Source organism: Parapedobacter composti (genome assembly GCF_900112315.1).
GTDB lineage: Bacteria > Bacteroidota > Bacteroidia > Sphingobacteriales > Sphingobacteriaceae > Parapedobacter > Parapedobacter composti.
Genome location: NZ_FOLL01000008.1, coordinates 108,546 through 120,241, shown reverse-complemented (window position 1 = coordinate 120,241; position 11,696 = coordinate 108,546). Strand labels below are relative to the sequence as shown.

General features: G+C 47.9%; 11 protein-coding genes. 10 read left to right on the top strand and 1 reads right to left on the bottom strand.

Annotation, left to right across the window (positions count from 1 at the left end; all coding sequences use genetic code 11):
• Position 1 precedes the first annotated feature (1 nt).
• The 8 genes from BM030_RS10410 (at position 2) to BM030_RS10375 (ending at position 7,602) form a co-directional block, all read left to right on the top strand.
• Positions 2-391 carry a hypothetical protein gene (locus tag BM030_RS10410; protein WP_090973526.1) on the top strand — a complete coding sequence of 130 codons (390 nt, stop codon included), beginning with the start codon at positions 2-4 and terminating at the stop codon, positions 389-391.
• A 14-nt stretch (positions 392-405) separates the two neighbouring features.
• Positions 406-1,491 (top strand): F0F1 ATP synthase subunit A, encoded by a 1,086-nt coding sequence (gene atpB / locus BM030_RS10405; RefSeq protein WP_090973525.1) that lies wholly within the window; start codon positions 406-408, stop codon positions 1,489-1,491.
• 44 nt (positions 1,492-1,535) lie between these two features.
• Positions 1,536-1,751 (top strand): ATP synthase F0 subunit C, encoded by a 216-nt coding sequence (gene atpE / locus BM030_RS10400; RefSeq protein ID WP_090973524.1) that lies wholly within the window; start codon positions 1,536-1,538, stop codon positions 1,749-1,751.
• 89 nt (positions 1,752-1,840) lie between these two features.
• Positions 1,841-2,341, top strand: a complete 501-nt coding sequence (locus tag BM030_RS10395; protein ID WP_090973523.1) for a F0F1 ATP synthase subunit B — start codon at positions 1,841-1,843, stop codon at positions 2,339-2,341.
• Position 2,342: 1 nt separating this feature from the next.
• Positions 2,343-2,885, top strand: coding sequence for an ATP synthase F1 subunit delta (atpH, locus tag BM030_RS10390; RefSeq protein ID WP_090973522.1), 543 nt, complete (start codon positions 2,343-2,345; stop codon positions 2,883-2,885).
• Between the two features lie 55 nt (positions 2,886-2,940).
• Positions 2,941-4,515 carry a F0F1 ATP synthase subunit alpha gene (atpA, locus tag BM030_RS10385; RefSeq protein ID WP_090973521.1) on the top strand — a complete coding sequence of 525 codons (1,575 nt, stop codon included), beginning with the start codon at positions 2,941-2,943 and terminating at the stop codon, positions 4,513-4,515.
• A 3-nt stretch (positions 4,516-4,518) separates the two neighbouring features.
• Positions 4,519-5,403 (top strand): ATP synthase F1 subunit gamma, encoded by an 885-nt coding sequence (gene atpG, locus BM030_RS10380; RefSeq protein WP_090973520.1) that lies wholly within the window; start codon positions 4,519-4,521, stop codon positions 5,401-5,403.
• Positions 5,404-5,667: 264 nt separating this feature from the next.
• Positions 5,668-7,602, top strand: coding sequence for a polysaccharide biosynthesis protein (locus BM030_RS10375; RefSeq protein ID WP_090973519.1), 1,935 nt, complete (start codon positions 5,668-5,670; stop codon positions 7,600-7,602).
• Here BM030_RS10375 and BM030_RS10370 read toward each other — a convergent pair whose 3' ends face one another.
• Complete coding sequence (locus BM030_RS10370; protein WP_090973575.1) at positions 7,603-8,655, bottom strand: 3-oxoacyl-ACP synthase III family protein; 1,053 nt, start codon at positions 8,653-8,655, stop codon at positions 7,603-7,605. It lies immediately after the preceding gene.
• Between the two features lie 66 nt (positions 8,656-8,721).
• On the opposite strand from BM030_RS10370, the gene BM030_RS10365 reads away from it, so the two are divergent.
• Both BM030_RS10365 and BM030_RS10360 read left to right on the top strand, forming a co-directional pair.
• Positions 8,722-9,003 carry an ATP-dependent Clp protease adaptor ClpS gene (locus tag BM030_RS10365; RefSeq protein ID WP_090973574.1) on the top strand — a complete coding sequence of 94 codons (282 nt, stop codon included), beginning with the start codon at positions 8,722-8,724 and terminating at the stop codon, positions 9,001-9,003.
• A 163-nt stretch (positions 9,004-9,166) separates the two neighbouring features.
• A complete protein-coding gene (locus BM030_RS10360) occupies positions 9,167-11,662 on the top strand; it encodes a TonB-dependent receptor (protein ID WP_244518842.1) in 2,496 nt (831 codons plus the stop codon).
• Positions 11,663-11,696: the final 34 nt, after the last annotated feature.

The following is an 11,696-nucleotide window of genomic DNA, read 5'->3' as shown; positions in this document are numbered from 1 at the left end:
CATGAAGCTTGGGAGGTTCATCGGATATTACCATGCGTTTGGGCTACTTGTGGCGGCAATTGCTGTGGGGTTGCAGCATTTATTCAAACCTGTTGACATTCTCAGTCCGTTTTTTTGGGTGCTTTTTGCCATTGTGTTTTTTCTCACGTTGGTTGCATATGTCCTGAGCGATTTAGGAATCCGGAAAGGAGGGGAGACCGCAGTATACAGCCTGTTGGGAGGGCTTTTTGTTAAGCTGTTCACCTGTTTGGCGGCGGTAGCTGTATTGATAGTAAAATTTCCTGAAAATAAGCTGCTTACGGCACTTAACTTTTTTTCATTATATTTCTTATTTACGGTCTTTGAAGTTACTTTTTTGTTACGTAACTTGCGCGACCAAAATCAGACGTAAAAAATTGGGATTAGATGGATTTTAGGCACTTTTTCGATTCAAAAAAAATCAGCTTCATAGCAATTTTTGCCGTTTTAACGACCTTTTCCGTTGTACAAGCCGCAGATACACCGACCGTAAATTCAGCCGCCATAGATAGCCACGGTGCACATGGCGAAGGGGAATTTCAGCCTACCGATGTAATCATGGAACACATCAGTGATGCCCATGATTGGCATCTTTGGGGGCACTCGTCCATCCCGCTTCCAGTCATATTATATACAGACAAGGGATTTGAGTTCTTCCTTTCTTCACAGTTTCATCATGGTGAGCATGACTACCGAGGTAAACACTATACGTACCGGCTGGTGGATAAGAAAAAGATCCAGGTTGTAAATGCGGCGGGACAAATTGATGAAGAAGCCTCCAAAAAGATATGGGATTTTTCCATTACGAAGAACGTAGCTTCGATGTTCCTGTCGGTTTTCTTGCTGCTGTTAATTTTTACGTCGGTAGCCAAAGCCTATAAAAAGCGGGAAGGCAAGGCGCCGAAAGGGCTTCAGTCTTTTCTTGAACCGATTATCTTGTTTGTGCGGGATGACATTGCCCGTCCCAATATTGGCCATAAGTACGCGCGGTTCATGCCGTTGTTGCTCACTATTTTCTTTTTCATCTGGATAAATAACCTGATGGGCCTCATTCCGATTTTCCCCGGTGCGGCCAATGTCACGGGAAATATTGCGGTAACTTTTGTGCTGGCGTTTATCGTATTAATCGTGGTTAATGTTAATGGCAATAAGTACTATTGGAAGCATATTTTGCTGCCCGATGTGCCGTGGTGGTTATATCCCATCATGATCCCCGTAGAGCTTGTGGGAGTGATATCGAGACCCTTTGCCTTGATGATCCGGCTTTTTGCGAATATCACGGCCGGCCACATCATTATCCTTAGCTTGATTTCCCTGATATTTGTGTTCAAGTCGTTGGCGATAGCTCCTGTTTCACTGGCGTTTGTACTGTTTATGAATGTACTTGAGCTGTTGGTGGCGGCGTTGCAGGCCTTTATATTTACGTTGCTTACCGCCCTGTTCATCGGTATGGCGGTGGAGGAGCACCATTGATTTTGTAAACCCTTTATTAAATATACATTTTAAATTAAATTGTTATGGTAGGTTCAATTGCGGCACTTGGTGCCGGATTAGCAGTAATCGGTGCCGGAATCGGTATCGGACAGGTAGGTGGCAAGGCAATGGAAGGTATTGCCCGTCAGCCTGAAGCTGCATCAAAGATTCAAACTGCTATGATCATCGCCGCAGCGCTTATTGAAGGTGCTGCGCTGTTTGCCATCGTAGTTGCCTTGATGGGTAATAACCCGTCGTAACGGCATTGAGTCAAAAGCCGGACACTTAACGGTTGGTTGTGTGTCCGGCCTTTTTAAAAAAGAGAAATTAATAGTTAGATACTGGAAATATGAGCTTTGATATTGGAAATCCGAGTATTGGATTGGTTTTCTGGACGTTTGTTGCCTTTCTGTTATTGCTTTTCCTGCTGCGTAAATTTGCTTGGAAGCCGATTATGGAAGCGATCGGTGAAAGGGAAAAGTCTATTGAGGATGCGCTGACCTCTGCTGAAAAGGCAAAGGCCGAAATGGCGCGCCTGACCAATGAGAATGAGCAGTTGCTGAAAGCCGCACGGGCGGAGCGGGACATTATCCTCAAAGAGGCTAAAGAACTGAAAGACCAGATTGTGGCCGATGCGAAAACGTTAGCTCAGGCCGAAGGGGCAAAGCTGATCGAGCAGGCCAGGAAGGAAATCGATGACCAGAAGAAACGTGCATTGGCTGAGGTGAAGAACCAGGTGTCTTCGCTTTCGCTGGATATTGCACGCAAGGTGCTGCAAAAGGAATTTGAAGACGAAAACAAGCAGGAAGCGCTGGTCGCCGACCTGCTGAAAGACGTGAAGCTGAATTAGTATGTCGGAGTTTAAAGTAGCATCGCGGTACGCCAAATCACTCATCGACCTCGCCCAGGAACAAGGGAAGCTGGAGACGGTAAAAAGGGACATGGAGCAGGTGGTGGGGATATTGAAGGCGAACACGGAATTGCAGGCTGTGCTCAGCAATCCGATAATGAGGCAGGATAAGAAAGGGAATATCCTGCAGGCGCTGTTCAATGGGAAAGTTGACCCCTCTATTACAGCTTTTTTCGAAATCATGGTCCGGAAAGGGCGGGCGGGTATCTTATATGCCACGGCACAGGAGTTTATCCGCGAATATAACGAGGTAAAAGGTATCGTGCATGCCACGGTTGTTTCAGCGGCTCCGCTTTCACAACCGAACTTGGAGGAACTGCGGAATATCATTGCGGAGGCCATTAAGGCCCAGGTGGTGCTGCGGAACACCGTAGATCCCACATTGATCGGCGGGTTTGTGGTAACGGTGGGCGACCGGCAGATCGATGCCAGCATCGCTGGCAAGCTGAAAAAGCTGGAGCGTCATTTTTTTGCAGGTACTTAGACGTTAGTACGCATAGTTAGTTGAGAATAACAGAGAAACCCCTAATAACATTAACATGATAGAGGTAAGACCCGATGAAGTATCGGCAATTTTAAGAGAACAATTGTCAGGCTTCAAATCAGAAGCGGAGCTTGAAGAAGTGGGTACCGTATTGCAGATCAGTGACGGTATTGCACGTATTTATGGCTTAACGAAGGTTCAGTCAGGCGAATTGGTTGAATTTGATAATGGATTGCAAGGCATTGTATTGAACCTTGAGGAAGACAATGTTGGCGTCGTGTTGCTTGGCCCGTATGACGAGATCAAAGAGGGTGATACGATTAAACGTACCCGCCGCATTGCGTCCATTAAGGTGGGCGAAGGGATGCTTGGCCGTGTGGTAAACACGCTTGGGCAGCCCATCGATGGTAAAGGACCCATTGTGGGCGATACCTACGAAATGCCGATAGAGCGTAAAGCTCCGGGTGTAATTTATCGTCAACCTGTAAATGAGCCACTGCAAACAGGAATCAAGGCTATTGATGCGATGATTCCGATTGGTCGCGGTCAACGGGAATTGGTAATCGGTGACCGTCAGACGGGCAAGACAGCGGTTTGTATCGATACTATCATCAACCAAAAGGAATTCTACGACGCCGGACAACCTGTTTATTGTATCTACGTAGCGGTAGGCCAGAAAAACTCAACGGTGGCGAATATCGTGCGTACCCTGGAGGAAAACGGCGCCATGCAATACACCATTGTAGTGTCGGCATCGGCTTCTGACCCGGCACCTATGCAGTTTTACGCACCGATGGCTGGTGCGGCAATCGGTGAATTTTTCCGGGATACAGGCCGCCCCGCATTGATAATTTATGACGACTTGTCTAAACAGGCTGTTGCCTACCGTGAGGTATCCCTGTTGCTCCGCCGTCCACCGGGCCGCGAGGCTTATCCGGGCGACGTCTTTTACCTGCACAGCCGCCTGTTGGAACGCGCAGCCAAGATCAACGCATCCGATGACATTGCACGGCAGATGAATGACCTGCCCGAATCCATCAGACCATTGGTCAAAGGCGGCGGATCGCTCACCGCGCTGCCGATCATCGAGACGCAGGCGGGAGACGTATCGGCATACATTCCTACTAACGTGATCTCCATTACGGACGGCCAGATTTTCCTGGAGTCTAACCTGTTCAACGCGGGTGTACGCCCGGCGATTAACGTGGGTATTTCGGTTTCGCGCGTGGGGGGGAATGCACAAATCAAATCGATGAAAAAGGTGGCGGGTACCTTGAAACTCGATCAAGCGCAATATCGCGAATTGGAGGCGTTTTCTAAATTTGGCTCCGACCTCGACGCCGCAACCAAGGCGGTATTGGATAAGGGGGTGCGTAACGTAGAAATACTGAAGCAAGGCCAGTTTGCGCCTGTTCCCGTTGAAAAACAAGTAGCTATTATTTACGCTGGTACAAAGGGATTGTTCCGCAATGTACCGGTAAACAAAGTGAAGGAGTTCGAAGCGGAATACCTGCAGCAATTGGAACAGCGCCATCCGGAAGTGCTGAAAGCATTGAAAGAAGGCAAGTTTAATGATGAACTTACTGGGATATTGGAAAAAGTCGCAAAAGAATTAGCTGACAAGTATTAACAAATGGCAAATTTAAAAGAGGTAAGAAACCGTATCACGTCGGTAACTTCCACACAGCAGATTACCAAGGCTATGAAAATGGTCTCTGCGGCAAAGCTAAAACGGGCGACGAATGCCATTGTGCAGTTACGCCCTTACGCTGAAAAACTGCGGGAAATTTTGGCCAACGTTTCTGCCAGCGTGGAAGGCGGCGCTTCTCCTTATACCGTAGATCGTAAACCGAATAAGGTGCTGGTTGTGGTTATCGCATCCAATAGGGGGCTTGCCGGTGCATTCAACACCAATGTGATAAAAGCGGCTAACCAGTTGATTGCTGAAAAATACGGCGAACAACTGCGGGCGGGCAACCTGAGCATTATAGGTATCGGTAAACGTGCGCAGGATTATTACCTCAGGCGTAAATATCACGTGGTAGGCGACCATAACGACCTGTTCAGTGCGCTTAGTTTCGAGAATACATCGAAGATTACCGATGCGATCATGAAAGGTTTTGCAAATGGTGAGTATGATCGGGTGGAAGTGGTATATAATCGTTTCAAGAATGCTGCCATACAATTGCTTACCACGGAGCAATTGCTTCCACTGCTGCCCAACACGGTGTCATCCGAAACTGAGAAAGGCAATACGGACTATATCATTGAGCCATCTAAGGAGCAGATTGTCGAAGAATTGATTCCCAAAGCCATCAAGGTGCAACTCTACAAAGCCGTCTTAGATTCCCATGCCTCCGAGCATGGAGCACGGATGACGGCGATGGACAAGGCCACGGAAAATGCCGGGGAGCTGCTGAAATCGCTCAAACTCTCGTATAACCAGGCACGCCAAGCTGCGATTACTACGGAACTTACCGAAATAGTGAGTGGCGCAGCCGCGCTGTCCAACGGGTAGGTCGGAACAAGGCGTATAAACAAAAAAGGTGCTTCTTAAAGCGCCTTTTTTTGTTTTATACGGTATATTGAAAAATACCAAAAAATAGGTATATATCACGGCAAACAATCCTCCTACTTTTGTGTTGTAAGCATGTGTGGCGATTTTGGCAAGGTTATTGAGTCACCACACAAAGGCAATGTACATATACACCGTAGCAAAAGTTGGGTTGAACGTCAAATTCAGGTTGGCGACAGGTAAAGCAGCTACATTATTAAATATATAATGAAAGACCTTATACTTCGCTTTCGTATCGTGCCTCGCTGGGCCATCTTGTTGTTGGATTTAGTTATTTTGGCTTGGTCGTTCATATTGTCGTACTTCATTGCAAACCAGTTTCATTTTCAGGAGATTATACGAGGCCATTTCTTTGTTTGTACCGTGCTGTACAGCTGTATTGCCCTGCCGGTATTTTTTTTGATGCGAATACATACGGGCTTAATCAGGTATTCGGACACCAGGGATATGTTGAAGATTTTTTCGGCCATGCTGGTCACCTCAGCGGGCTACTTGATGGCCGTTTATTTGGTGTTGTCTCCGGTTTTCAATGTTACTGCATCGCGGTTGGTTCCGGTCATCCTGATTAATTTCTTCATTGCCACGTTTTTCCTCTTCATGCTTAGGGTGACTGTTAAAAGCATCTACTTTTCGGTAATGAGGAAGATGCGTGATGTAGATACCATAAGGGTGCTAATCTATGGATCGGACCAGAATGCAATCATGGCGAAACAGGCCTTGGAGAATAGCAAGGAGTCTAAATTCATCATTGTTGGCTTTATTGATACAAACAGGAGCAAGCTGAACAGTTATATCGAACGCAAGCGGGTGTACCACATTAAGGATCTTCCCACGCTGAAACACAAGTATGCCGTTGACCAGCTGATTTTTGTGAAAGATCATTTGGGGAGCCGCGATAAAAAGGTGATTGTAGAACGTTGCCTGCGCTTGGGAATTAAGGTGTTGACCGTACCCCCTGCATCGGAGTGGGTATCCGGCCGGTTGCGTTTGCGGCAGATCAAAAACCTGCGTATTGAAGATTTATTGCAGCGCCCGCCCATCAAAATTGACAACGACAGTATTTGTGATGATCTCTGCGGTAAGCGTATTTTAATAACCGGGGCTGCCGGGTCGATCGGTTCGGAGATTGTTCGCCAGGTGTTACGTTATCAACCTCAGATGCTGATTTTGTGTGATCAGGCTGAATCACCCATGCATGAAGTTCAACTGGAGATTGAGGAGACTTTTCCGGGGAGCAACGTGGTGGTCGTAATCGCCGATATCCGGAACCTCGAACGCATGCATCAGATCTTCAACGATTACCGGCCTGAATTGGTTTACCATGCAGCGGCATATAAGCATGTGCCCATGATGGAGAAAAATCCGGGCGAGGCTGTAAGTACCAACGTAGGGGGAACCAAAAACGTGGCGGATTTATCGGTACTGTTCGGTGTGAATAAGTTTGTAATGATTTCCACGGATAAGGCGGTGAATCCGACGAACGTGATGGGGGCGTCTAAACGTATCGCTGAAATATATACGCAAAGCCTTGACGGGCAGCAATCCCTGCAACTGCTGGATAATGGGAAAGGCGCAACTGTGAAAGGAACCCGGTTTATCACTACGCGTTTTGGCAATGTCCTTGGCTCTAATGGCTCCGTGATACCCCGGTTCAGGGCACAGATTGAAAAAGGCGGCCCAGTTACCGTTACCCATCCTGAAATCACCCGCTATTTCATGACCATCCCGGAGGCAGTGCAGTTGGTGCTGGAAGCGGGTACCATGGGCAAGGGTGGGGAAATTTATGTGTTTGACATGGGTAAGCCCGTAAAAATCGTTGATCTGGCAAGGAAAATGATTCAGCTTGCCGGCCTGAAACCGGATGTTGATGTAGAGATTGTTTATACGGGACTGCGCAGCGGGGAAAAGCTTTATGAGGAGCTATTGAGTGACGGGGAAACGGTACTTCCAACACATCACGATAAAATTCATATTGCCCGGATTAACCCTATGGACCATGAGTATGTAAAAAGGGCCATTTATGAGCTTCTCGCACTGAATGAGCGGAAAAGTCATAGCGGCGTAGTCCGGAAAATGAAGGAAATTGTGCCGGAGTTCGTGAGTAAAAACTCACCGTTCGAAGCATTGGATACGGTAAGCTGATCACCACCTTATCAGCGCGCTCGCCCATGTAAAGCCGGAGCCGAAGGCAGCCAAACATATCAAATCGTTTTCCTGGATTTTTCCCGCCTCCCATGCTTCACACAGCGCGATGGGTACTGACGCAGCGGTGGTGTTGCCGTATCGTTGAATGTTGTTGAAGACCTGGTGATCAGCCAATCCCAGCAATTTTTGTATGTATTGACTGATGCGTAGGTTTGCTTGGTGCGGAATAAGCAGGTCAAGGTCCTTTTCGGTAAGGTTATTGGCATTCAATGCTTCTTTGATTACCTCCGGAAATTTAACGACAGCTTTTTTGAATACCGCAGGGCCATCCATATAGGGTAGTGCTGCACCGCTTTCCAACTGTTCCGTTGTGAGAAAAAGACCGCCTAATTCCTGATCTGGAAAAGGCGGTTTGTCTTTCAGCCATTTGTTGGCGTGTGCCCCGGGATAGTACATCGCTAATATTTCTGCCTCAGACCCGTCGCTGTGGAGATGGGTACTCAAGATGCCTTTACCGTACTCCTGAGTAGGTTGGAGCACTACTGCGCCCGCTCCATCGCCGAAGATAACCGATATGTTCCGGCTGCGGGTGGCGAAGTCCATTGCAAAGGAGTGTTTTTCGCTGCCCACTACCAGGATGTTCTTGTACATTCCAGTTTTGATGAACTGGTCGGCCACTGATAGCGCATACACGAATCCTGAACATTGGTTGCGTACATCCAACGCGCCGATTTCGCGCATGCCCATCTCCCGCTGTAACAATACGCCGCAGCCAGGGAAATAATAGTCAGGACTCAATGTGGCAAATACTATAAAATCAATATCCTGTGCTGTGAGACCTGCACGATGGATAGCAACTTTGGCCGCTTCCATAGCCATGGTGGTAGTCGTTTCGTTAAACCGATCTGCAAACCTGCGCTCCTGGATACCCGTACGCTCCTGTATCCACTCGTCATTGGTATCCATAAAACGGGTAAGATCGTGATTGGTGTATACGTTTTCTGGAACATAGTATCCCAGGCCCGCTATCCTCGATTGGTATAGTTGCATCAGTTTTCCTCCCTTTGAATAATACAATTGTACGGAAATTTTATAAAAAGCCGTAAATTTGTAGTCATGACGGTCGAAACACAAGAAGAAACCTATACGCTCGATGAATTGCTGGCATCGATTACTCCAAACCATCGATTGATTTTGTGGAACGACGATACCAACACCTTTGAGCATGTGATTAACTGCTTGGTCAAGCACCTGCAATATACGGAAGCGGAAGCCGAGAAGATAGCTTGGAAAGTACACACCGAAGGTAAGTGTGCTGTGCTGGAGGGTAGCTACACTGAGGTGGAAGTATACCGGAAAATACTCAAGGCAGAAGGGCTTACCGTCAGTATTGATTGAGGATGCGCGCTGGGTAACAATGTAGTGCATACAGCCACCCAAGCTGTAATATTGCGGTTACCATATACCTATGATTGCAATAAAAGCATAATCTTTGCGGCTGATTTCCGGTACTATATTATTTCAGATACGAATTAAGAGTTTAATAACGACAAACAGATTTATGGGCAAAGTGGGATTACGTTGGATAATAGCAACGGTATTGAGTGGGTGGTTTTTTGGGGGGATGGCACAGGAGCGCAATGCAATAGTAAGAGGCGTGGTGGTCGACGCCGGCACGAAGGAACCAATAGGACTGGCAAGCGCCGCATTGCTGAAACAGGCGGACAAAACGTATGTCAAGGGGATGCAAACAGCTGATGATGGCCATGTACATTTTTCAGCGGTGGCGCCGGGCACCTATGCCCTCCGGGTTACGTTTGTGGGCTATGAGGATTACTTAAGGGAGCAGATTGTCGTAACCGCAGGACAAACCGTTGATTTGGGCGATATCTTGCTGAAACCTTCGGGTGAACTGCTGGAAGAGGTGGTGGTTGAGGGTACGCCGCCTCCCATGCAACTGGGCATCGACCGTAAAATATTCAATGTGGCGCAAAGTACGCTCAGTGTAGGCGGTACGGCCACGGATCTGTTGGCCAACGTTCCTTCGTTGCAGGTGGATATGGACGGAACGGTAAGCCTTCGCGGTTCCAGCAGTGTACGTATTCTTATCAATGGCCGGGAGTCAGCGATGGCGGGGAGCGATATCGCCCAGTTCCTTCAGTCGTTGCCCGCCAACGCGGTGGATCGCATCGAAGTAGTGACGAATCCTTCGTCAAAATATGATGCCGAAGGGCAGTCGGGGATTATCAACATCGTACTGAAAAAGAATACGCTTGTAGGTTTCAATGGTTCGGTAAATGCTTCCGGTGGTTCTTACAATAACTATATGGCGGGATTTAACCTTAACTTCCGGGATACGAAATTCAACTATTATGGAGGTTATACGTTTAACAGACGGAACATGGTAGGCGACGGAGTGAACAATACCGAGTTCTTAGGCAGCAACAGTTTGATTCATAATAATTCCGAGAGCGGCCGCCTCGGTCTCAATCACAACGTTCAACTGGGCGTGGACTATTACCTGAGCGAGAAAACTTTCTTTGGTTTCGGGGGGAACCTGAGTATCCGGGGAAATAATCGCAATGAGGATCTTTTTTATCGGTACATTGACCACCCTCAATTCAGTGGTAATAGCACGCGTATTTCGCGGCAGGATGAAGACGATTTCGGAGGAGAGGCGTTTCTGGACTTCCGGCGGAGCTTAGCGCATAAGGGGGAAGAACTTACTGCTAACGTAACGTATGGGTACGACACGGAAACCGGCGTCAATTGGTTCAACCAGGATTATACTCAGCCTCCTTCCAATTTGTATGAACGGGAACGGATTAACGATACCAAGGAAACCGGGCATAACATCAACCTGCAGGTTGACTATGTCAGACCCTTAGGAGATGGCGAAAATCACAAGTTTGAAGCCGGCTATCGAAGCATTATCCGAAGGGGGCTGGAATACCAGTATTCGGAAGTCGACTCCACAACAGGATTTTTACCTGACTACCGGGTAAGTAATGACTTTGACATGAATAGCAGCGTACATGCCCTGTACGCCAATTACCAAAACAAGCTGACCGACAGGTTAGGTTATCAGGTGGGCCTACGTGCCGAGCAAGCTTATCTGAATACCGAATTGGGATTGCTTACCCCCGGGTTGCCGGAGGAGGAGCGTGTTATTCCAGGAAAGCTTGACTATTTCCGGCTATATCCCAGTGTTTTCCTTACGCAAGAATTCGGCAACCAGAATCAGCTCCAGCTAAGCTATACGAGACGGGTAAGCCGGCCCCGCGGTTGGCAGGTAAACCCGTTCGTGAATGTTTCTGACAATTTAAACCATCGTCAGGGAAATCCAAACCTGATGCCTGAAGATATCCATTCCATTGAGCTGGGGTATACAAAGACCTGGCCAGCTGTATTACTGACGACGTCCGTATACCAGCGGATTGTCAATGACGTTACTCAACCGATTATCGCGGAAGTGGATGAAGCGAACGGCATAACACTGATGCAGTGGCAGAACCTGGGAAAAAATGAAAACACGGGGTTTGAGTTGATATCCAGGGTAGACATTTCCAAAAAGTGGGACGTCATGGCCAACGTAAATGCGTTCCATACGCGGTTCAGCGGGGGGCAGGTGCAGGTCGGTAACGAGGATATTATTATCGAATCGAATTCGGGTTTCAGCTGGAATGCCAATGCTACCACCAATTACCGTTTTACGCCGCTTCTGTCACTGCAAGCGCGGCTTGAATACCAGGCACCGCGGATTATGGCACAAGGTAGGGGGATCGATAACTTCGTGATTGATGCCGGCCTCAGAATGGACGTGCTGAACAGAAAGGGCAGCATCATGTTCAATGCACGGGACTTGCTGAACCAGCGGAGATTTGGAGGGTATACGACGAGCAACGGGGTCTATCGCTATTTTGAACACCGTTGGATGCGCAGGGTATTTATGGTGTCATTCAACTACCGTTTCGGCAACCAAAACATCAAGCGTGAAGATCGGAAGCGAAAAGGCGAAACGGAAGATTACGGAGGAGGCAGCGAACAGCAATTTTAATAGCGTGCATTTGCACAAGACGGCCTTTTCGTGT